Below are 21777 nucleotides of genomic sequence, written 5' to 3'. Positions count from 1 at the left end.
CCCGGGTCGTCAGCGCGGCACCCGGCCGCCGTCGCGGCGCACGGAACCCGGTGACCGCCCCGTCGTGCGGGTGAACGCGCGGCTGAACGCCGCAGCGGACTCGTACCCGGCGGCCGCGGCCGCCTGCGCGACCCCGTCCCCGCGGGCGAGCCGGTCGGCGGCCACGTGCATGCGCCACGTCGCCACGTACTGCATCGCCGGCATGCCCACGACCTGCGTGAACCGCGCCGCGAACGCCGACCGCGACATCGCCACCTCCCGCGCGAGCGCCGCGACCGTCCAGGGACGCGCGGGATCCCGGTGCACGGCCGCGAGCGCTGCGCCGACGTCCGGGTCGCGCAGGGCGCCGAGCCACCCGTCGGTGGGCTCCTGCGCGTCGAGCCACGCGCGGACCGCCTGCACGACCAGGACGTCGGCGAGCCGCGTGAGGACCGCCTCGCCGCCGGGCCGCAGCTGCGCCAGCTCGGCGGTCATGAGCTCGAGCGTCCGCGCGACCCACGGCGCGCCGACCGACGCGGGTACGTGCAGGACCGCCGGCAGCAGGTCGAGCAGCGGGCGCGCCGCCGGACCGTCGACGGTGAGCACGCCGCACACGAGCTGCGTGCGGTCGCCCCGACCCTCGTGCCGCAGCACCGAGTAGCTCTCGGTGACGTACTCCTGCGGCAGCAGGTCGACCCTCCCCAGGGAGGGCGCGGCGAGGTCGCTCGCGAGCAGGTGCCCCCGCCCGTGCGGCACGAGCGCGAGCTCGCCGGCACCCAGCCGCAGGGGCGGTGCGCCGGCCACGTCCACCCAGACCTCGCCCTGCGTGACGACGTGGAAGGTCAGGCAGTCGCCGAACGCCGGCATGTCGACCGCCCACGGACCGGCGGCCTCCGTGCGGCAGTAGAAGACGCCTGCCACCCGCAGCCGGTGCAGCGCCTCACCGACGGCGTCGGGCGCGGGGCGGGGCGGGGCGATCACGAGGCTCACGGGATCTCCCGACGTGGACGATCGGTCATGCACGGGCGACTCAGGAGCATAGACCGTCCAGCCCGCCGCTGGTTCCCTGGACGCAGCAGCCGACCGCACCGGACGGCACGAACCTTGGAGGCCACCATGCAGGTACTCGTCGTCGGAGCAACCGGCGGATCCGGACGAGCCGCCGTCGCCGAGCTCGTCGCACGCGGCCACACCGTGACGGCACTGTCCCGGCACGGGTCGACCCTCGCCGGGCCGGGCGTGCGAGGCGTCGACGGGGACGCGACCGACGCCGCCACCGTGGACGCCGTCGTCGCCGGGCAGGACGCGGTCGTCGTGACGCTCGGCATCAGCGAGAGCCCCGTGCGCGTCCGCCTGCGTGGGCCCGCCCGCACGCCCGCGGACGTCCGCTCACGCGGCACCCGGACCGTGGTGGACGCCATGCGGCGGCACGGCGTGGACCGACTCGTCGTCCAGACGTCCTACGGCGTCGGGGCGACCCGTCCGCTGCTGCCGCCGGCCACCCGCCTCGCCTTCGCCCTGCTGCTCGCGCCGCAGATCGCGGACACCGAGCGGCAGGCGCGCGTCGTCCACTCCAGCGGCCTGGACTGGGTCGAGGTGCAGCCCGTCAACCTCGTCGACACGGACCTGCCCGGTCCGGCGTTCGCGTCGGTGACGGGCGAGCAGCGCGGCATGACCGTGTCGCGCACCCAGGTCGCCCGCTTCCTGGTCGACGCCGTCGAGGACGACGCGTACGTCGGTGCCGGGGTCGCGCTCTCGCACCTGACGCCGGCGCGCGCCACCCGTCCCCGTCGTCGCCGCTACACCCCCGAAGGATTCTCATCTACCGTGTCCCGTTGAGAACACGCCGGGCCGGAGGCAGGAGCCGCCCGGGCCGGACGCTCGGGAGGTGGGGGCATGGTCGGACAGCGGATGACGCGGCAGCGGGTCGCGATCGCGGAGCTGCTCGAGGACGTCGACGAGTTCCACAGCGCGCAGCAGATCCACCAGATGCTGCAGCAGCGCGGGCAGGAGATCGGCCTGGCGACGGTGTACCGCACCCTCAACGCGATGGCCGAGAAGGGTGACCTCGAGGTGCTGCTGCAGCCCACCGGGGAGCACACCTACCTGCGCTGCGAGCCGCGCAGCGAGCACCACCACCACCTGGTGTGCCGCGTGTGCGGCCGCACGGTCGAGGTCGCCGCACCGGAGCTCGAGCAGCTCGTCGACGCCCTCGCCGCCGGGCACGACTTCACCGACGTCGAGCACTCGATCGACTTCGTCGGCACCTGCCGCGACTGCGCACGCGCCGGACGCAGCCACCCCCGGTCCTGAGCTCCGCGGCACCCCGCCGCACGGCCTGTCACTTCCCCTGCCGGCCCGCACGTCCGGATACTGGCGGCACGCACCGCACCACCCGCGCGGTGCACCCCAGCAGCGAGGACGCCATGACCGACACGTCCACCTCGCCCGGCGGCACGACCGCCCAGGACCCCGCCGCACACGTCACGCAGGTGGTCGCGCTCGTGCGGCGCTGGCTGCGGGAGGCGGCCGACCACCCGGTCGACCCGGCGGCCGCCCACCTCGCCGCGCTGCTGCGCGGCGAGGACGGGCTGGCGTTCGCGGTCGGGTTCGTCGACGGCGTGGTCCGGCCCGAGGACCACGCCGTCGCGGCCCGCCGCCTGCGTGAGCTCGCCGTCCGACCCCCACGCTTCCTGGCCCCGCACCTGCGGGCCGCGGTGCGCGTGGGCGGCCTGGTCGCACCGGCGCTGCCGCACGTCGTGGTCCCCGTGGCGCGGCGCGTGCTGCGCCACATGGTCGGGCACCTGGTGGTCGACGCGACCGACCGCCGCCTGGGGCCGACGATCGCGCGGCTGCGCACGGACGGCACCCGCCTCAACGTCAACCTGCTCGGGGAGGCCGTGCTCGGGCAGCGTGAGGCCGCGCGCCGGCTCGCCGGGACGCGTCGGCTGCTCGCGCGCGACGACGTCGACTACGTGTCGGTCAAGGTGTCCGCCGTGGTCGCCCCGCACGCGCCGTGGGCGTTCGACGCCGCCGTCGACGACGTCGTCGCGCACCTGACGCCGCTGTTCGAGCAGGCGGCCGCCTCCCCCACCCGCAAGTTCGTGAACCTCGACATGGAGGAGTACAAGGACCTCGACCTCACGGTGGAGGTCTTCACCCGGCTGCTCGACCGCCCGGGGCTGACGGACCTCGAGGCGGGGATCGTCCTGCAGGCCTACCTGCCGGACGCCCTGCCGGCCATGCAGCGCCTGCAGGAGTGGGCGGCGGCCCGCCGCGCGCGCGGGGGCGCGGGCATCAAGGTGCGCCTGGTCAAGGGCGCGAACCTGCCGATGGAGCAGGTCGAGGCCGAGCTGCACGGTCTCCCGCTCGCCACGTGGGGCAGCAAGCGGGAGACCGACGCGCACTACAAGCGCGTGCTCGACTGGGCCCTGACCCCCGAGCGCGTCGCGAACGTGCGCCTCGGCGTGGCGGGGCACAACCTGTTCGACGTCGCGCACGCGTGGCTCCTGGCCGGTGAGCGCGGCGTGCGCGACCGCGTCGAGATCGAGATGCTCCTGGGCATGGCGCCCGGGCAGGCGGCCGCGGTGCGCCGCGACGTCGGCAGCCTGCTGCTCTACACCCCGGTGGTCGCGCCCCGGGAGTTCGACGTCGCGATCGCGTACCTCGTGCGGCGCCTCGAGGAGGGCGCGTCGAGCGACAACTTCATGTCCGCGGTCTTCGACCTCGCGCAGGACGAGGCCCTGTTCGACCGCGAGCGCACCCGCTTCCTGACCGCGCTGGACGACGCGACCGCACCGGTACCCGAGCGGCACCGCGTGCCCGACCGGCACGCGGCCGTCCCGCCCTCGGCGCCGGGCGCGTTCACCAGCACACCCGACACGGATCCCGCGGTCCGCGAGAACCGGGCCTGGGTGCGCGACCTGCTCGCGCGCGTGCCGGCGTCCCGGCTCGGCGTCGCCGGTGCGCAGGCGGCGCAGGTGACGGACGGCCGCGCGCTGGACGCCCTGGTGCGGGACGCGCGTGACGCGGGCCGGGCGTGGGGCGCGCGACCGGCGGCGGAGCGCGCCGCCGTCCTGGACCGCGCCGCCGACGCCCTCGGGGCACGCCGGGCGGACCTGCTGGAGGTCATGGCCGCCGAGGCCGGCAAGACGATCGACCAGGGCGACCCCGAGGTGTCCGAGGCGGTCGACTTCGCGCACTGGTACGCCGAGCTCGCCCGCGGCCTGGACCACGTCGACGGGGCGACGTTCGTGCCCGACGCGCTGACGCTCGTCACTCCCCCGTGGAACTTCCCGGTCGCGATCCCCGCCGGGTCGACGCTCGCGGCGCTGGCCGCCGGCTCGGCCGTCGTCCTCAAGCCCGCACGTCCCGCCGAGCGGTGCGGGGCTGTGCTCGCCGAGGCCCTCTGGGAGGCGGGTGTCCCGCGGGACGTGCTGCGCCTGGTGCAGGTCGACGAGGACGCCCTCGGCCGCGAGCTCGTCGCGCACCCCGCGGTGGACCGGGTGGTCCTCACCGGGGCCTACGAGACGGCCGAGCTCTTCCGCTCGTTCCGCCCCGACCTGCCGCTGCTGGCCGAGACCAGCGGCAAGAACGCGATCGTCGTGACGCCGTCGGCCGACCTGGACCTGGCGGTGCGCGACGTGGTCGCCTCGGCGTTCGGGCACGCGGGGCAGAAGTGCTCGGCGGCCTCGCTCGTCGTCCTGGTCGGATCGGTCGCGACGTCGCGACGGTTCCGCTCGCAGCTCCTCGACGCCGTGTCGTCGCTGGTCGTGGGGACGCCGGACGACGCGCGCACGCAGCTGGGCCCGCTGATCGAGCCCGCCGGCGGCAAGCTGCTCACAGGCCTGACGGACCTCGAGCCGGGTCAGGCGTGGGCGCTGGCCGCGCGCCGGCTCGACGACGCCGGCCGCCTGTGGACCCCCGGCGTGGTCACCGGGGTGCGGCGCGGGGCGCGCACGCACCGCACCGAGTACTTCGGGCCCGTGCTCGGCGTCATGACCGCGGCGACTCTCGACGAGGCGGTCGACGTGGTGAACGACGTCGACTACGGGCTGACGTCGGGCCTGCACAGCCTGGACGCCGACGAGATCGCCACGTGGCTCGACCGCGTGCAGGCAGGCAACCTCTACGTGAACCGCGGGACGACCGGCGCGATCGTGCGGCGTCAGCCGTTCGGCGGGTGGAAGCGGTCGGCCGTGGGCCCCGGCACCAAGGCCGGTGGCCCGAGCTACCTGGTCGGGCTGGGGTCGTGGGCCTCGGCCCCCGCCACGAGCACGGCACCCGTGGCCGCGGCGGCGGCCGCGCTGGTCGCCGCAGCCCGCGCCGAGCTGGCGAGCCCGGACGCCGACCGCGTCGAGCGCGCGGCCCGCAGCGACGCCGCCGCCCGGTCGGACCTGTTCGCGGCGCGCGACGTCAGCGCGCTGGCCTGCGAGCGCAACGTGCTGCGCCACCTGCCCGTGCCCGAGCCGGTGCTGGTGCGGCAGGCCGCGGACGCGCCCCCGGCCGACGTCGTGCGGGTCCTGGCGGCGGCTGCGGCGGCCGGGGCGCGGGTGGTCGTGTCGATCCCTGCGGACCTCCCGCCGCGCCTGGCGTCCGCGGCTGCCGCGCTCGGTGCCGTGCACGTGGAGGACGACACGGCGTGGTCCACCCGCGTCGGCGCGCTGCCCGGCGGCCGCGTCCGGCTCGTCGGCGGGGCCGCGGCGGACGTCGCCCGGGCCACCGGTGGGCGTCCCGACGTCGCGGTGTGGGACCACCCCGTGACCGAGGCGGGTCGCGTCGAGCTGCTGCCGTTCCTGCGCGAGCAGGCGGTCAGCGTCACGGCGCACCGGTTCGGCACGCCGCACGACCTGACGTCGCGGAGCCTGCCGCTGGGGCGGTGACAGGTCAGTCCCGCGTGATCGGCGGGTGCAGGGTGGTGACGTCGCCGAGCCGGTAGAGGGTGGCGGGGCGACCCCGCCCCTCGGAGCGGGTGCGCCCGGTGTCGACCAGCAGGCCCGGTACGCCGGTGACCTTGCGGTGGAAGTTGCGCGGGTCCAGCGCCCGGCCCCACACGGCCTCGTAGACACGCCGCAGGTCGGCGACCGTGAACTCGGGCCCGCAGAACGCGGCGGCGAGCGGGCTGTACTCGAGCTTGGCGCGGGCACGCTCGAGCCCGTCGGTCAGCACGCGCGCGTGGTCGAACGCGAGGGGCAGGCGCTGCGCGTCGGTGACCGGCACCCAGGCGGCACGCGCGGCGTCGCTGCCGGCGTGCGGCTCCGGCAGGTCGGGCGCCAACGCCAGGTACGCCACCGAGACGACCCGCATGCGGGGGTCGCGGTCCGGGTCGCCGTAGGACGCGAGCTGCTCGAGGTGGCCGGGGACGTCGCGCACGCCCGTCTCCTCCGACAGCTCGCGCTCGGCCGCGGCGTCGAGGCCCTCGTCCGGGCGCACGAACCCGCCGGGCAGCGCCCAGGCGCCCCGCCACGGGTCAGCGCCGCGCTCCACGAGCAGCACGTGCAGGACGTCACCCCGCAACGTGAGGACGACGAGGTCGACCGTGACCGCGAACGGCGGGTAGGAGGCGGCGTCGTAGCCAGGGAGCGTCATGCCCCGACCATATCTCGTCACGTTGACGAGATACCAGGCCCTGCTTTATCGTCGCCGTGACGACAAAGAAGGAGGAGACATGGCGACCATCACGCGCTACCCCGGGGTGCGGCACCTGCGCTCGACCCCCACGGCCCACGTCATGCAGCTGCGGGACGGCACGCTGCGCCGCTCGGGCGTCGGCCTGGCGTTCTGGTTCCGGCCCCTGACGGCGGTGCTGTCGGAGGTGCCCGTCGACGACCGCGAGCTGCCGCTCGTGGCGCACGCGCGCACCGCCGACCTGCAGGACGTCACCGCGCAGGTCACCGTCAGCTACCGCTTCGAGAACCCCGAGGTCGTGGCCCAGCGCCTCGACTTCAGCATCGACCCCGCCACCGGGCGGTGGACCGGCGAGCCGCTGCAGCAGGTCGGGCAGCTGCTCGGCGAGCTGGCCGCCGGCCACGTCATGGACGCGCTCGCCGGCGCGACGCTGCGCGAAGCCGTCTCGTCGGGCGCCGGCCCGCTGCGTCAGCAGGTCACCGCAGCGCTGGTGGCGGACAAGCGCGTGGCCGCCACCGGCCTGCGCGTCCTCGGCGCCCGCATCAGCTCGGTGCGGGCCGACGCCGACCTGGAGCGCGCGCTGCAGACGCCGGCGCGGGAGGCCGCACAGTCGGAGGCGGACCGCTCGACGTTCGAGCGCCGCGCCCTGGCCGTCGAGCGGGAGCGGGCCATCGCGGAGAACGAGCTCACCAACCGCATCGAGCTGGCGACCCGCGAGCAGCACCTCGTCACGCAGGAGGGCACCAACGCCCGCACCCGGGCCGACGAGGCCGCGGCCGCCGCGCTCATCGAGGCCCGCAGCCAGTCCGAGCGCCGCCAGCTGCACGCGACCTCGACGGCCGAGGCCACCCGGCTCCAGGGCGAGGCCGAGGGCGCCGCCGAGCGCGCCCGCATGGCCGCGCTCGCCGACGTCGAGCAGGGCGTCCTGCTGGCTGTCGCCCTGCGCGAGCTGGCCGCGCACCTGCCGGCGATCGGGCAGGTGACGGTCACGCCCGACATGCTCACCGGCGCACTGAGCGCGCTGACCGCCCGGCGGGGTGAGTGACGTGCCGCTCGCACCCCGCGCGGTGGTGGTCCACCGTCGCTCCGAGCTCGAGGAGCTGGTGGACCGCCACGGCACCCGCGGCCAGGTCGAGTTCTTCCTGCGCAGCCGTGGGCGGGACCTGGCCGACGTGCAGGGGCGCCACGACGCGCTCGCCGACGCGCTGCGCACCGTCCGGGCGGCCGTGCCGACGGACTGGCGGCGCGGCGACGTCGAGCGCGGCGACCTGCACCGGTTCGCGTTCGACCCGCAGGACGTCTGCCTCGTCGTGGGACCCGACGGGCTGGTCGCCAACACGGCGAAGTACCTGCGCGACCAGCCGGTCGTCGGCGTCGACCCTGAGCCGGGGCACAACGCCGGGGTCCTCGTGCGGCACGTCGCCGCGCAGGTGGCCGGCGTGCTGGGGGACGTCGTGCGCGGGTCCGCGCGCATCGAGGACCGGGCGCTCGTGCGCGCCGCCCTCGACGACGGCACGTCGCTCGACGCCCTCAACGAGGTGTACCTCGGCGACAGCGGTCACCAGTCGGCCCGGTACCGACTGACGTCCCCTGACGGCGACGAGCGGCAGTCGTCGTCGGGGGTGGTCGTCACCACCGGGACCGGTGCGACCGGCTGGGCGACCTCGCTCGCGCGCGGACGGGACGACGCCCCGCCCCTGCCCCGGCCGACCGAGCTCACGCTCGCCTGGTTCGTGCGCGAGGCGTGGCCCTCGCCCACCACCGGCGTGAGCCGCACCGCGGGGCTCCTGGCGGCCCGCGAGGAGCTGACGATCGTCGTCGAGTCCGACGCGCTGGTGCTGTTCGGCGACGGGCTGGAGGCGGACCGGCTCACCGCGACCTGGGGCCAGGCGGTACGGCTGAGCCTGTCGGACCGGCGGCTGCGGCTCGTCGCACCCTGAAGGCCGGGCCCTCAGGCGTCGGGGGCGTCGTCCCGCGCCACGAGGTACACACGCCCCGACGCGTCCCGCACCCGCTCGAACCCACCGCGCAGCTCACCCTCGCGTGCCCGCTCGGCCTCGTTCGTGCCGCGGCCCGGGACGCGAGGGTCGGTCACCTGGGCGGGCCCCACGAGGTGCTTCGCGAGCCACGCCGTCGCGTCGAGGCGTTCCTTGCGCTGCCTGGCCACATCACTCCGTTCGTGCGCCGGTCGTCCGACGCCCACTATGCCACCGGCCACCGGGAGCACGGCTGCCGCGACCGGCTGCCGCCCGGGGGTGTCGCGCGGTGCAGCCGCGGGTGTTCCATGGTCCCGTGACGCCGAGCGACGCATCGGGCGTGGACCCGACGGGCCTGACCCCGGGATTCCGGGGCCGTCCCCGCGTGTCCGGCGTCGCGCTGCCGCCCGGCCAGTACGAGGTGCACGACTTCCCCGTGCTGTCGGCCGGCCCGACGCCGAACATCGACACGGCGCACTGGCGGCTCGACGTCCGCACCGAGGACCACGCGACCTTCAGCTGGTCGTGGGCCGACCTCATGGCACTGCCCCAGGACGACGCCGTGGTGGACCTGCACTGCGTGACCCGGTGGTCGAAGTTCGGCACCCGGTGGCGGGGTGTCGGCCTCGACGTGCTGCTGGCCGACGTGCCGTCCGTCGCGCAGTACGCGCTGGTCGGCTGCTACGGCGGGTACACCACGAACCTGCCGCTCGCGGACCTGCTGGGCGGCCGGGCGTGGATCGCGCACACGTACGACGGACGCCCGCTGGATCCCGTGCACGGCGGCCCCGCCCGGCTGCTGGTGCCGCACCTGTACCTGTGGAAGTCCGCCAAGTGGGTCCGCTCGCTCACGCTCCTGCACGACGACCAGCGCGGGTTCTGGGAGCGGTACGGGTACCACGACTACGGCGACCCCTGGCGCGAGCAGCGCTACCAGGGCGACCCGTGACCGCGACCGACGCCGCCGCGACCGCGCGCAGTCCCGCACCCCTCGGTGAACGGTTCGCGTGCGCCGGCGGTTGGTGCGTGGCGAGCGTCGTGGACGCCTGGCCGGAGACGGCGACGGCCCGCACCCTCGTGCTCGACGTGCCGGGATGGCCCGGGCACCGCCCCGGGCAGCACGTGGACCTGCGCCTGACGGCCGCCGACGGGTACACCGCGTCGCGGGCGTACTCGGTGAGCGCCCCGACGGACCCGGCGCGACCGGGGCTGGTGCAGATCACGGTGCAGCGGGTCACGGGCGGCGAGGTCTCCCCGTACCTGGTGGACGACCTGCCCGTCGGCGCCGGGATCGAGGTGCGCGGACCGGTGGGCGGATGGTTCGTGTGGGAGCCGGGCACCGCGGGCGGTGCCCCGGTGCTGCTGCTGGCCGGCGGGTCGGGCGTCGCACCGCTGGTCGCGATGGTCCGCGCCCGACGGTCCGCGCAGGACCGCACGCCCGTCCGCGTCCTGTACTCGGTGCGCATGCCCACGGACGCACTGTTCCTCGACGAGCTGACCGCGCCGGGGCTCGACGGCGTCGAGACCGACGTGTGGTTCACCCGCGCCGCTCCCCCGGACGCGCCGCGGGCGCCGGCTCGTATCGGCCTGCGTGACCTCGCCCGCCACGGGTGGCCGGCCGACCTGGGACCCGTCTGCTACGTCTGCGGCCCCACCGGGTTCGTCGAGGCGATGACCCGCATGCTGCTGGTGCTGGGCCACGACCCGCGGTCGGTGCGGGCCGAGCGGTTCGGGCCCTCGACCGACTGAGCCGGCGCTGGTCTGGACCGTCAGTGCTCGGCTGCGGCGTCGCCCGCGGCGGCGCCCCGGTGCCGCCATCTGTGCACCTGGTGCATGACGAGCACGACCACCGCACCCACGACCAGGCCGAGCAGCGCCGACGCGGCGGTGTTGACCAGCCACGCGAGGAAGCCGCCGACGCCGGCGACGCCGTGCACGGCCTCCTCGAGGTGGTGCACCACGTCGTACAGGCCGTGCCAGCCGAGCTCGTCGATGCCGACCAGCAGGATGTGCCCGCCGACCCACAGCATCGCCGCGATGCCCACCGTGGACAGGACCGCCAGCACCTTCGGCATCGCGGTGACGAGCCCGCGCCCGAGCGCCGCCGACGCGCCGTTGCGCGTCTGCGCGAGCCGCAGGCCGATGTCGTCCATCTTCACGATCAGCGCCACCACGCCGTAGACGACCGCGGTGATGGCGAGCGCGACGACGACGAGGATGATCGCGCGCGACAGCAGCCCCTCGTCGGCGACCTCGTTGAGCGCGATCACCATGATCTCGGCCGACAGGATGAAGTCCGTGCGGATCGCGCCGCCGACCATCCGGGACTCCGCCTCCGGTCCCTGCTCGGGCGCCGTGACCTGCGGCTTCTCGTGGTGCTTGCCGCTGACCGCCTCCCACAGCTTCTCGGTGCCCTCGAACGCCAGGTACGTGCCGCCCACCATGAGGATGGGCGTGAGCAGCCACGGCAGGAACTGGCTGAGCAGCAGCGCCGCCGGGAGGATGAACAGCAGCTTGTTGCGCAGCGACCCCTTCGCGATCTTCCAGATCATCGGCAGCTCGCGGTTGGCCGTCACACCCTGCACGTAGCGCGGCGTCACCGCGGTGTCGTCGATGACCACCCCGGCGGCCTTGGCGCTCGCACGCCCCGCCGCCGCGCTCACGTCGTCGACCGACGCGGCCGCCAGCTTCGCGAGCGCCGCGATGTCGTCGAGGAGTGCCGCCAGACCGCCAGCCATGTGCCACCTTCGTCCGTGCCGTCATCGCGCGCCCGTGCGCACGCCACCGCACAGAGTAGGGCCGCGCGCGGGCGTGCGCGCGCGTGCGTCCGGGGCGTCGGTGAGACTCGTCGCGTGGACCCGCTGCACCGGTACGACGTCGAGATCCTGCACCTGCTCGTGTCGCCGGAGCACGCGTACTTCGGCCGGCCCCGCGACGGCGCCGCCGACGTCCCCACGCGCGACGCGGAGCACGCGCGGGTCGTCGCCGACAAGGGCATCGTCGGGGACCGGTTCTACGGCAGGGCCGTGCACCTGGACGCGTCGGTGACGCTGATCGCGGTCGAGGCGCTCGACGCGGTGTCGGCCGAGCTCGGGGTGCCGCGGTTCGACCCGATGCTCGCGCGGCGCAACGTGGTGCTCCGGGGCGCGCACCTCACCCCGCTGGTCGGCCAGGAGGTCGTGCTGGAGTCGGACGGGGACGCCGTGCGGCTGCGCGTCGGCCGGTTCGCGAACCCGTGCGCGTGGATGGACCGTGCGCTGGCGCCCGGGGCGCACCCGGCCCTGCGCGGCGGTCGCGGGGGCGTGCGCTGCCGGCCGCTCACCGACGGGGTGCTGCACCGCGGGCCGGCCGTGCTGGTGAGCCCCGTACCGCTGGACCCCGCGCGGGCCGGTGACCGCGTGCCCCGTCCGGTGCTGCCCTGACGCGCGCGCGACCCGCCGACGCTAGCCTCGACCCGTGAGCCGGATCTTCACCACCGCGTTCGGCGCGGTCTACCCGCTCTACGTCGCCAAGGCGGAGCGCAAGGGCCGCACGCGCGCCGAGGTGGACGAGGTCATCACCTGGCTCACGGGGTTCGACGGGCCGACCCTGCACGAGCACGTCGAGGCCGGCACGACGTTCGAGGACTTCTTCGGCGCCGCCGACCTGAACCCCGCGGCGTCCCTGATCACCGGCTCGGTCTGCGGCGTACGCGTGCAGGACGTCGAGGACCCCCTCATGCGCCGGATCCGGTACCTCGACAAGCTCGTCGACGAGCTGGCGAAGGGACGACCGATGGAGAAGATCCTGCGCGCCTGACCGCCCCGAAGGTGAGCTCGGGGCACGGACGGGGCGCGGTGGTCACCGCGACGCAGCGGAGACGCACCGGTCAGGCGGGCGACGCCGCCGGGATCCCGAGGACGGCGCCGATGTCCGCAGCCACCTTCTCGTGACCTCTGCCGGGGGCGCGGCTCAGCGGCCGGCCCCACCTCGTGAGCAGGATGAACTCGTGCTGCACGCCGTCCTTCCGCACGACGGTCAGCCCCGGGCGCACCCGGTGCCGCGTGTCCCGCACGTCCTGCGCACGCAGGGCAGCGATGTCCTCACGCGCGATGTGCAGGATCTCGTGGGCACCCTCCGGTCGCCACAGCCGCACGCCCTGCGCGCCGTACGCGAAGACGAGCGACCGGTCGTCCCAGAAACCCGCCGCCTCGAGGGCCTCCACCTGCTCCGGCGTGGGTCGCGCCCAGGTCGACGTCCACCCCGGCCCGTCGGCCCCGACGACCCGGCGTGCCCGCACGAGGCGACGGCCGGACCTCCAGTCGCCCACCAGTGCGGCCACCGCCATGCCCACCACGAACACGGAGAGGACGACGAGATCGAACCCCGGTGGCGGCGACGAGCCCACGAACGCGTTCATGCGGTCCCTCCAGGTACCCCGGACCACCGACCCCGGGAGGGAGGTGCCCCCGTCACGGCGTCCGCGTGCGGCGAGGCGCGTCGGGGCGAACAGGGAGCATCCTGGCAGTTCGTCCAGCGTCGGCGTCAATGCCTCGGAGAGATTCTCGCAGCCGTCACCCGACGGCCATCTGCGCTGTGCTCTCCCCGTGGCCACGCACGAGGCCCCGCACCAACGACGAAGGCCCGGACCATCAGGTCCGGGCCTTCGTCTTCTTGTAGCGGGGGCAGGATTTGAACCTGCGACCTCTGGGTTATGAGCCCAGCGAGCTACCGAGCTGCTCCACCCCGCGTCGGCTTGATAACCATACGTCAGGTCGGCCGGGCGTCCAAATCCGATCCCTGGTCAGACGTGGTGACGGCCGTCACGGGGGCTGCCGGCGGCGCGGGACGGGCCGCTGCGGGCCGCCGTGCGGCGCGCTGCGCGACCACGACGCCGAGCACCACGAGCAGGCCGCCGACCGGCTCGTACCAGTGCAGCCGCTCCCCCAGCACGAGGATGCCCAGCACCACGCCGACGACCGGGGTCAGGTACGTGACCGTGGACGCGCGCTGCGCGCCCCAGGCGACGACGACGCGGGTGTTCCACACGTAGGCCATGCCGGTGCCGAGTGCCCCGAGAGCGACCATCGACAGCACGATGGGCCACGTCAGCGTCACGGGGCCGGTGGCGACCACCGGTGCGGCGAGGAGGACCAGCAGCGCGCCGACACCGATCTGCCCGGCGGCGACGGTCTCGGCCGGCAGACCGAGCGGCATCACGAACCGCCGCAGGTACGTCATGCCCAGGCCGTAGCACGCGGTGGCGCCCAAGCACGCGAGAACGGCAGGCAGCGAGGCGTCGACCGCGCCGGCCCCCACGTACGTCCACGGGGCCATGACGACCACCACCCCGAGCCCGCCGACGGCCAGCCCGAGCCGCTGCCGCGCGGTCAGCCGCTCGGCCGGCAGCACCGCGGCCACGGCCAGCGACGTCATGAGCGGCGTCGTGGCGTTGAGGATGCTCGAGAGCCCGGAGGCCAGGTACTGCCCCGCCCACGCGAACAGCTCGAACGGCACCACGCACAGCAGGACGCCGAGCACGGCGAGGTGGCCCCACGTGCGCCACCCGCGCGGCCACGGCCGACGCAGCACCACCATGACGACGAGCATCGCGAGCGCACCGAGCCACAACCGCCCCGACGCGACCTGCGTCGGCGACAGCCCGTCCAGCGCGACCTTCATGAACAGGAAGCTCGAGCCCCACACGAGCGCCGCGGCGAGGTACTGCGCCAGCACGCGCTTCTCCGACGTCATGGTCCGAGGGTCGCAGGGACCACCGACATCGCGACAGCCGCGACAGCGCCGGGCGCGACGACGCCGGGTACGACGACGCCCGCCGAGCCCACCGGTGACGGCGGGCGCGACGGGCGTCGTCGGTAAGCGGTCAGCCCGCCAGACGCTCCTCCGCGGCGATGGCGTCCGCGATCGCCTGGTCGAGACGGTCCTGCGCCTCGCCGTACTTCGCGAAGTCGCGGTCGGCCAGGGCGGCCTCCCCGTCGACGATGGCCTGCTGCGCGCGCTGCAGTGCCTCGTCGAGCGCCGTGCGGGCGTCCGCGTCCGGCGCGGGCTGCGACGTCGCCTCGGACGTGGGCGCCGGCGTCGGGGCCGCGGTCGACCCGTCCGCCTCCTCACCCTCGTCGGCGACGTCCGGCGGGATCACCGGTTCGGCCCCGGCGTCACCGGCGTCCGCCCCCGAGTCGCCGCCGAACACCTGGTCGAGCGCGCCGTCGAGGGTCTCGGCGAACCCGATCTTGTCGCCGAAGGACACCAGCACGCGCTGCAGCAGCGGGAACGTGGTGCCGCTCGCGGCCTGCACGTACACCGGCTGGACGTAGAGCAGACCACCGCCCACCGGCAGCGTCAGCAGGTTGCCGCGCCGCACCGTGGAGTCACCGCGCTGCAGGATGTTCAGCTCGTTCGACACCGTCGGGTCGGCGGTGAAGTTGGCGCTCGCCTGGCCCGGACCGGGCACCGTCGAGTCACGCGGCAGCTCGAGCAGACGCATCTTGCCGTACGTCTCCGAGACCTGCCCCGCGGTGTTCCCGGCCTCGGCGTCGACCGCCAGGTACCCCGTCAGGACGTTGCGGGCGTTGCCACCTCCCGGGATGAACGTCGACATCAGCGAGAACGACGCCTCGTCCTCGCCCGGCATCTGCAGGGTGAGGTAGTACGGCGGCTGGGGCACGTCCGTGCTCGTGACCGTCGGGTCGGCGGGGTTCTGCCAGAAGTCGTTGCCGGAGAAGAACTCCGACGCGCTCGTCACGTGGTACTGCCCGAGCAGCGCCCGCTGGACCTTGAACAGGTCCTCCGGGTACCGGAGGTGGCTCATCAGGTCCGCCGAGATCTCGGACATCGGCTGCAGGGACGTCGGGAACACCTTCGTCCACGCCTTGAGGATCGGGTCCTCCGTGTCCCACGCGTACAGGTCGACCGACCCGTCGTACGCGTCCACCGTGGCCTTCACCGAGTTGCGGATGTAGTTGACCTGCTTGGGCAGCAGCGCCTGCACGGTGCTGCTGCGCTCCGTCAGGGAGTCCGTCGTCGCGTCCTCGAGGGAACGCACCGCGGCGTAGGGGTACTGGTCCGAGGTGGTGTACCCGTCGATGATCCACTTCACGCGCCCGTCGACCACGGCCGGGTACACCCGCCCGTCGAGGTCGAGGTACGGCGCCACCTTGGCGACGCGGTCCCGCGGGTCGCGGTCGTACAGGATCTGCGAGTTCTCGTTCACGCGCTCGGAGAACAGGATCTGCTCGTCGCCGAACTTCAGCGCGTACAGCACCTTGTGCCACAGGCCACCGACCGTGGGACCGGCCGAGACGTCCTGCGTCGGGAAGCGGAAGGGCACGGAGCCGGTGCCCGTGTCGTCGTCCGGGTAGTCGAACTCCCAGCCGTCGGAGTCCTCCGGCCCGCCGACGATCGAGTACTCGGGCGACGACTGGCCGAAGTAGATGCGCGGCTCGTACTCGCCGAGCTGCCCCACCGACGGGATCCCGCCCTCCCAGAAGGCCGGGGCACCCCGGGCACCGCGGGTGTTGCCGTACGCGGCGACGACACCGAACCCGTGGGTGTAGACCGTGGTGTCGTTGGTCCAGTTGCGCTGGGCGGCGTTGAGCCCCTCGAGGTCGAGCTCGCGGACCGCGATGACCGTGTCGCGGCTCTCGCCGTCGATCGTGTAGCGGTCCACCGACAGCGAGTCCGGGAAGTTGTAGAAGCCACGGATCTGCTGCAGCTGCTTGAACGACGGCGACACGATGTTCGGGTCGAGCAGACGGATCGACGCGGTGGTCTGCGCGTTCTCGCGCAGCGCGCCCGGCTCCGCCGTGACCTTCGCGTCGTACTCGCTGGTCTCCACGTCCTCGAGGTCGTAGGCCGCGAGCGTCGCGTCGATGTTGCGCTGGATGTACTCCTGCTCCGCGTCCTGCTGGTTCGGCTGGACCTGGAACCTCTGGACGACCGCGGGGTACACGCCGCCGACGACGACCGCCGCGACGACCATGAGGCCCACCCCGATGGCCGGCAGCCGCCAGTTGCCGGTGAACGCCGTCGCGATGAACGCGCCGGCCACGACGACCGCGGCGACCGCGAGGATCGCCTTGGACGGGATCACGGCGTGGACGTCGGTGAAGCCCGCGCCCTGCCAGCGCTGCTCACCGGTCTGCTGCTTGGTGAGGATCGAGTACCGGTCCAGCCAGTAGCCCGCCGCGATGGCCAGCAGCACCAGCGCACCCAGCACCGACAGGTGCACGCGGGCGGCGCGGGTGGTGCGCGGCGCGCCGGCGCCGCCGCCGATCCGCAGACCGCCGTACAGGTAGTGGGTCGCCACCGCCGCCACCGTGGACAGCACCAGCACCGCCATGAGGAACGACACGACGAACCGCAGCGCCGGCAGCGTGAAGAGGTAGAAGCCCAGGTCGATGCCCCACTGCGGATCGGTCTCGCCGACCTCGCCGCCGTTGAGCCACAGCTGGACGGTGCTCCACTGCTGGGAGGCGGCACCGCCGGCGAAGAGCCCCAGCACGACCGGCCCGACCACGAGCACCAGCCGACGCAGCGGCTCGATGGCCTCGCGGTACTGGTCGAGGTTGGCCTGCTCCTGCGTGGACGGCGCGTAGACGGGACGCGCACGGTAGGCGTAGCTCAGCGAGAAGCCGACGCCTGCGGCCATGATCGCGAACCCGAGCACGAACAGCAGCGCACGCGTCAGCCACTCGGTGCGCAGGACCTCGACGAACCCGAGCTGGGAGAACCACAGCACCTCGGTCCACACCTGCGCGAGCACCAGGAGCAGCACCGCGAGCACGGCCAGGGTGATCAGTGTCGGGACCAGGGGGCCGCGGCGGCGCGGCGCGACAGGTCGAGGGCGGGGTGGGGAGGCGAAGGTCACGGCGTTGCGGTCCTCGTGGGTCGTCGGGCGACGGGCGCATGGCGCGCCCACCATGCGAACGGGCGCGGCGCGTCCCAGGTTCCCACACGGGTGGGACGATGGGGCGCGTGAGCACGCCCCCCACCCCGCCGCAGCCCACCGACACGTCGGCCGAGGCCCGCGCCCGCCGCGCGCTGGCCGACGCCGTCCGCGAGATCGAGCACCACGTCGCCGCCGCCGGCTGGGACGCGCCCGTGCGCGTCTTCGCCCTGGTCCGCACGCAGAGCGCGCTCGACGCCGAGCCCGGTCTGGCCGACCAGCTGACGCCCGACGTGCTCGCCGCCGCACGCGCCGACGACCAGCACCTGACGTCGATCGAGCAGGAGGGCCTGCCGGCCGCCGAGGACCTCGAGCAGCTGCTCGGCGGCCTGACGTGGCCCCCGACGGTGGACGGTGCCGCGGTCACGGTGGAGCGCGTGGTGCTGCCGCCGGGCGTGGAGGAGGACCTCCCGGCCGACCCCGACCAGGCGCTGGCGGCGCTGCTGGCGCACCCGCAGCGGCAGGACGTCCGCCTGGCGGTGGGCGTGCTCCGCGACGGACCGGCGTGGTGCGCCGTGCGCACCCGCGCGCACGACAGCGACGACGCGGTGGGCCAGGGGCCCGACCTGGTGCCCGGGCTCGTCGAGGCCGTGCGCGCGACGCTGGCCTGACCCCGCCGGCCCCGCCGGGCCGGGACGTCCGGGGCGTCCGGGACGCTCAGTCCGCCGTGCAGGTGGGCAGGTCGTCGCCGGTGCCCGCACCGATCGCGACCATGGCCTCGCGCGCCTCGCGCAGCGTGGACACCTCGACCACGCGCAGCCCGTCGGGCACGTGCCCGACGACCTCGTCGCAGTTCGCCGACGGCGCCAGGAACCACGTGGCGCCGTCCCGGACCGCACCGGCCAGCTTCTGGCGGATCCCGCCGATCGGTCCCACGGCACCGGTCACGTCGATCGTCCCCGTGCCGGCGACGACCTCGCCGTCGACCTCGTCCTCGGGTGTCAGCAGGTCGACGAGGCCGAGCGCGAACATCGTGCCCGCGCTGGGCCCGCCGATGCCCTCGATGTTGATGCTGACGTCGATCGGCATGTCGAACGACGGGTCGATGAACACGCCGATCTGCGCACCCCCGCCCTCGCGCTCCCCCGTGACGATGGGCACGTCGACGGTCCGCGAGTGCCGGTTGACCGTGAGCGTCACGGTCGAGCCCGGCTCGACCTCCTGCAGCGCGCTCACCAGGGTCTGGTAGTCGGGCAGCGGCTCGCCGTCGAGCGCCGTCAGGACGTCCCCCTCCTCGAGCTTGCCCTCGGCGTCCGTGCCCTCGACGGTGCCGGCGACGACCAGCGTCGCGGGCACCTCGTAGCCGAGCTCGGTGAGCGCCGCGACGACCGCGTTCTCCTGCGACGACACCATGAGACCGGCGTTCGACTCGTCGAGCTCCTCCTGCGAGACGTCCTGCGGGTACACGGACTCCACCGGGCGGACCACGGAGTCCGGCGAGATCCAGCCGCCCAGCACGTTGAGCAGCCGGGCGGGGTAGCCCGGGCCCCCGACGCCCGAGATCGTGGTGAGGAGCAGCTCGCCCGTGGACGGGTAGGTCTCGGCGCCGGACACCTCGATCAGCGGGTCACCCTCGACCTCACCGAGCACGTCCTTGGTCGGCCCCGGCCCGTTGACCGCGTACGGCGCGGGGATCACGACCAGGACCCCGACCAGCACCGCCGCGACGAGGGTGCCGAGCGACAGCACGATCGCGCGGGGCGAGGGGGGTGCGGGCTCGAGCTGCTCGAGGTCCGCGGGGTCGGTGCCGTCCGCGGCCGGGTCACCGGCCTCGCGCGCGGAGTCGGTGCCGTGCGGCGGCGCGGCGACCTCGGTCACGTCCTGCGGGTCGCGCGGTCCCGGGTCGTCGGCCGGGCCGGTGGGCTTCTCGTCGAGCACGTGCACGATCATCCCCCACCGCGGTCGCACCGGGCCGCACCGGCCGTGTGCGCCGTGAGCGAACCGGGCGCAGCCACCGCCCGGGGTGGGCCGACACGCGGTTACCGTGGTGCTCCCCGGCCAGTCAGGAGGCCCGCATGAGCCCCGACGTCCCCTCCCCCGACGGACCCGACGCGACCGGTCCGCAGCAGTGGGAGCAGATGCTGCGCGCGATGCTCGGTCCCGCGGCGGACGACGCGATCCGTGAGATGCGCGCGATGGGTGTCGACCCCGCCGCGCTGGCGGCCGGGTCCGGCCTGCCCACCGACCCCGTCGCGCTCCAGCAGGCGCTGGGCCAGGTGCAGCGCATGCTCGCGACGTCCGGCGACGAGCCCGTGAACTGGGAGATGGCCCACGACCTGGCCCGCCAGCAGGCCGCGGCCGGCGGTGACCCCGCGCTGTCTCCCGGCCGCGTGAAGGAGGTCAGCGACGCGCTGTCGGTCGCCGAGCTGTGGCTCGACGCGGCGACCGAGCTCCCGCCGGCCGCGGGCACCGCCCACGCCTGGAGCCGCGCCGAGTGGGTGGAGGCGACGCTGCCCACGTGGCGCACGCTCACCGAGCCGGTCGCGGCGTCGCTCTCGGCCGCGCTGGCCGACGCGCTCGGTCCCGCCATCGGCGAGCTCGGCGAGGGTCTTCCCGGCGGCCTGCCGCCGGGGCTGCCGCCCGGCATGGCCGACCCCGCCCAGCTGCTGCGCGGTCTGGGCTCCGCGGTCTTCGGCCTGCAGGTCGGCCAGGCCGCGGGCACCCTGGCGCGTGAGGTCTTCGGCACCACCGACATCGGCCTGCCGCTGCTCGAGCGGCCCTCCCCCGCGCTGGTCGCGGCCAACGTCGACGCCTTCGCGGAGGGTCTGGACGTCCCGGTCGAGGAGGTGCGGCTCTACCTCGCGCTGCGCGAGGCGGCAGCGAACCGGCTCTTCGCGCACGTCCCCTGGCTGCGCGCGCACCTCCTCGACGCGGTCGCCGAGTACGCCCGCGGCATCGCGATCGACGTCGACCAGCTCGAGGACGCCGTGTCGTCGATCGACCCGAGCGACCCCGCGGCGCTGCAGGAGGCGTTGTCGGGCGGTGTGTTCGCCCCGCAGACGACGCCCGCGCAGCAGGCCGCCCTCGCCCGCCTGGAGCACGCCCTCGCGCTCGTCGAGGGCTGGGTCGACGAGGTCGCGACCACGGCCGCGACCCCGCACCTGCCGCACACCGTGCCGCTGCGGGAGATGGTGCGCCGTCGGCGCGCCGCCGGCGGTCCCGCGGAGCAGACGTTCGCCAGCCTCGTGGGCCTCGAGCTGCGGCCCCGGCGGCTGCGCGACGCGGCGACCGTGTGGGCGCACCTGACCGCCACGCGCGGTACCGCCGGGCGCGACGCCGTGTGGGAGCACCCCGACCTCGTCCCGACCCCCGCGGACCTCGACGACCCCCAGGGCTACGACGCACGTCGCGAGGCGGCGGTCGACGAGTCCGCGGACCTCGACCGCGCCCTGGCGCAGATCCTCGACGACGCGGCCGGCGCGGGCGGTGCCGCGCCCGACGGCGACGAGGGGACCCCTGGGACCCCCGCAGGCTGACCTGCCCGGTGAGCCGTCCGGCTCAGAGGTCGTCGGCGGGCGCGTCGGTGTCGTCGGTGCCCGGCTCGTCCGGCTCGTCGCCCTGCTCGTGCCCGTCCCGCGTGAACGCGCACCCCTCGAGGAACCCGCGGGCGCGCTGGGTGTGCGGGTAGGTGATCAGCTCGGCCCAGAACGCCTCGCCGTGACCCGGCTGCAGCAGGTGCGCCAGCTCGTGCAGCAGGACGTAGTCCAGCACCCAGCGCGGCATGCCCTGGACCCGGTCGGATATCCGGATGGTCCCGTCCGCGGGGGTGCACGAGCCCCAGCGGCGCCCCTGGTTCGACGACCACCGGACGCTGCTCGGCACCGCACGGCCGCCGAGGTAGCGGCGGGACAGCTCGGTGGCGCGCGCGACCAGCTGGTCGTCGGACGGACGACGCCGGCGGTCCTGGGCGGCGAGGCGGTCCACCATGCGCCCGACCCACTCGCGCTCCTGCGCGCGCGTGAAGCGCGCGGGGATCGCGACGATGGTCCGCCCGCCCTCGCGCCAGGCGCTGACGGTCCGGGCACGACGGCGCGAGCGCCGCACCTCGACCGCGGGGCCCAGGGCCGGCGCGTCGGGCGACGGTCCGGCGGCACCGGGGTCACGGCGTGCGGAATCGCGCGGCGTCGCCTCGCGCGATGTCGGCACACCCGCACGCTAGCGCGCGCGACCCGCCACACGGTGTCGTGACGCCCGGCTTCACCCGGTGCGCGCCAGGCCGCGTGCCCTGAGCGACCCGCCCACGGGCACCGG

Annotated in this window: 20 protein-coding genes and 1 tRNA gene; 11 read left to right on the top strand and 10 right to left on the bottom strand. The window is 75.0% G+C overall.

The window, feature by feature from the left end; translation table 11 throughout:
* Positions 1-9: 9 nt before the first annotated feature.
* On the bottom strand, positions 10-969 hold the full coding sequence (locus J1G43_RS07710) for an AraC family transcriptional regulator (RefSeq protein WP_207378236.1): 960 nt from the start codon (positions 967-969) through the stop codon (positions 10-12).
* Between the two features lie 126 nt (positions 970-1095).
* Here J1G43_RS07710 and J1G43_RS07705 point away from each other — a divergent pair, with 126 nt between their 5' ends.
* The 3 genes from J1G43_RS07705 to J1G43_RS07695 all read left to right on the top strand — a co-directional run bounded on the left by J1G43_RS07705 (position 1096) and on the right by J1G43_RS07695 (position 5861).
* On the top strand, positions 1096-1818 hold the full coding sequence (locus J1G43_RS07705; protein WP_207370401.1) for an NAD(P)-dependent oxidoreductase: 723 nt from the start codon (positions 1096-1098) through the stop codon (positions 1816-1818).
* Positions 1819-1875: 57 nt separating this feature from the next.
* A complete protein-coding gene (locus J1G43_RS07700; protein WP_207338878.1) occupies positions 1876-2292 on the top strand; it encodes a Fur family transcriptional regulator in 417 nt (138 codons plus the stop codon).
* Between the two features lie 113 nt (positions 2293-2405).
* The gene (locus J1G43_RS07695; protein WP_207378235.1) at positions 2406-5861 is read left to right on the top strand and encodes a bifunctional proline dehydrogenase/L-glutamate gamma-semialdehyde dehydrogenase; all 3456 of its coding nucleotides are present in this window, start codon (positions 2406-2408) and stop codon (positions 5859-5861) included.
* 4 nt (positions 5862-5865) lie between these two features.
* Here the strand turns inward: J1G43_RS07695 and J1G43_RS07690 are convergent, their stop codons facing one another.
* Positions 5866-6567, bottom strand: coding sequence for an NUDIX domain-containing protein (locus J1G43_RS07690; protein WP_207378234.1), 702 nt, complete (start codon positions 6565-6567; stop codon positions 5866-5868).
* 79 nt (positions 6568-6646) lie between these two features.
* Here J1G43_RS07690 and J1G43_RS07685 point away from each other — a divergent pair, with 79 nt between their 5' ends.
* On the top strand, positions 6647-7651 hold the full coding sequence (locus J1G43_RS07685; RefSeq protein WP_207370397.1) for an SPFH domain-containing protein: 1005 nt from the start codon (positions 6647-6649) through the stop codon (positions 7649-7651).
* A 1-nt stretch (position 7652) separates the two neighbouring features.
* Entirely contained in the window at positions 7653-8546 is an 894-nt protein-coding gene (locus J1G43_RS07680; protein ID WP_207370396.1) for a hypothetical protein, read from the top strand.
* A gap of 11 nt (positions 8547-8557) precedes the next feature.
* On the opposite strand, the gene J1G43_RS07675 is transcribed toward J1G43_RS07680, so the two are convergent.
* Positions 8558-8773: a hypothetical protein gene (locus J1G43_RS07675; RefSeq protein ID WP_207370395.1), complete on the bottom strand. Its 216-nt coding sequence runs from the start codon at positions 8771-8773 to the stop codon at positions 8558-8560.
* Between the two features lie 125 nt (positions 8774-8898).
* Between J1G43_RS07675 and J1G43_RS07670 the strand changes: the two genes are divergently transcribed.
* Both J1G43_RS07670 and J1G43_RS07665 read left to right on the top strand, forming a co-directional pair.
* A complete protein-coding gene (locus J1G43_RS07670) occupies positions 8899-9531 on the top strand; it encodes a sulfite oxidase-like oxidoreductase (RefSeq protein WP_307859507.1) in 633 nt (210 codons plus the stop codon).
* Positions 9532-9608: 77 nt separating this feature from the next.
* Positions 9609-10331 carry an FAD-binding oxidoreductase gene (locus J1G43_RS07665; protein WP_307859506.1) on the top strand — a complete coding sequence of 241 codons (723 nt, stop codon included), beginning with the start codon at positions 9609-9611 and terminating at the stop codon, positions 10329-10331.
* Positions 10332-10351: 20 nt separating this feature from the next.
* Here the strand turns inward: J1G43_RS07665 and J1G43_RS07660 are convergent, their stop codons facing one another.
* Positions 10352-11320, bottom strand: coding sequence for a DUF808 domain-containing protein (locus tag J1G43_RS07660; RefSeq protein ID WP_207370393.1), 969 nt, complete (start codon positions 11318-11320; stop codon positions 10352-10354).
* A 114-nt stretch (positions 11321-11434) separates the two neighbouring features.
* Between J1G43_RS07660 and J1G43_RS07655 the strand changes: the two genes are divergently transcribed.
* Together J1G43_RS07655 and J1G43_RS07650 are read left to right on the top strand one after the other, a co-directional pair.
* Positions 11435-12004: an MOSC domain-containing protein gene (locus J1G43_RS07655; protein ID WP_207370392.1), complete on the top strand. Its 570-nt coding sequence runs from the start codon at positions 11435-11437 to the stop codon at positions 12002-12004.
* A 34-nt stretch (positions 12005-12038) separates the two neighbouring features.
* Positions 12039-12380, top strand: coding sequence for a DUF2200 domain-containing protein (locus tag J1G43_RS07650; protein WP_207338887.1), 342 nt, complete (start codon positions 12039-12041; stop codon positions 12378-12380).
* Positions 12381-12450: 70 nt separating this feature from the next.
* Here J1G43_RS07650 and J1G43_RS07645 read toward each other — a convergent pair whose 3' ends face one another.
* The 4 genes from J1G43_RS07645 to J1G43_RS07630 all read right to left on the bottom strand — a co-directional run bounded on the left by J1G43_RS07645 (position 12451) and on the right by J1G43_RS07630 (position 17448).
* Positions 12451-12981: a hypothetical protein gene (locus J1G43_RS07645; protein WP_207338888.1), complete on the bottom strand. Its 531-nt coding sequence runs from the start codon at positions 12979-12981 to the stop codon at positions 12451-12453.
* 257 nt (positions 12982-13238) lie between these two features.
* Positions 13239-13312, bottom strand: a tRNA-Met gene (locus J1G43_RS07640).
* 19 nt (positions 13313-13331) lie between these two features.
* On the bottom strand, positions 13332-14315 hold the full coding sequence (locus J1G43_RS07635) for a DMT family transporter (RefSeq protein ID WP_207338889.1): 984 nt from the start codon (positions 14313-14315) through the stop codon (positions 13332-13334).
* A 130-nt stretch (positions 14316-14445) separates the two neighbouring features.
* Positions 14446-17448, bottom strand: a complete 3003-nt coding sequence (locus tag J1G43_RS07630; RefSeq protein WP_207378233.1) for a UPF0182 family protein — start codon at positions 17446-17448, stop codon at positions 14446-14448.
* A 107-nt stretch (positions 17449-17555) separates the two neighbouring features.
* Between J1G43_RS07630 and J1G43_RS07625 the strand changes: the two genes are divergently transcribed.
* Positions 17556-18137 carry a PPA1309 family protein gene (locus J1G43_RS07625; protein WP_207370389.1) on the top strand — a complete coding sequence of 194 codons (582 nt, stop codon included), beginning with the start codon at positions 17556-17558 and terminating at the stop codon, positions 18135-18137.
* Between the two features lie 46 nt (positions 18138-18183).
* Here J1G43_RS07625 and J1G43_RS07620 read toward each other — a convergent pair whose 3' ends face one another.
* Positions 18184-19416: a PDZ domain-containing protein gene (locus J1G43_RS07620; RefSeq protein WP_207338892.1), complete on the bottom strand. Its 1233-nt coding sequence runs from the start codon at positions 19414-19416 to the stop codon at positions 18184-18186.
* Between the two features lie 125 nt (positions 19417-19541).
* On the opposite strand from J1G43_RS07620, the gene J1G43_RS07615 reads away from it, so the two are divergent.
* On the top strand, positions 19542-21002 hold the full coding sequence (locus tag J1G43_RS07615) for a zinc-dependent metalloprotease (RefSeq protein WP_207378232.1): 1461 nt from the start codon (positions 19542-19544) through the stop codon (positions 21000-21002).
* 22 nt (positions 21003-21024) lie between these two features.
* Here J1G43_RS07615 and J1G43_RS07610 read toward each other — a convergent pair whose 3' ends face one another.
* Entirely contained in the window at positions 21025-21588 is a 564-nt protein-coding gene (locus J1G43_RS07610; RefSeq protein ID WP_207800284.1) for a M48 family metallopeptidase, read from the bottom strand.
* Positions 21589-21777: the final 189 nt, after the last annotated feature.

This window comes from Cellulomonas sp. zg-ZUI22 (assembly GCF_017353535.1).
In the GTDB taxonomy this organism is placed as follows: Bacteria; Actinomycetota; Actinomycetes; order Actinomycetales; family Cellulomonadaceae; genus Cellulomonas; species Cellulomonas wangleii.
The sequence above is the reverse complement of the archived record's forward strand: the minus strand, read 5'-3'. Positions and strand labels throughout refer to the sequence as shown.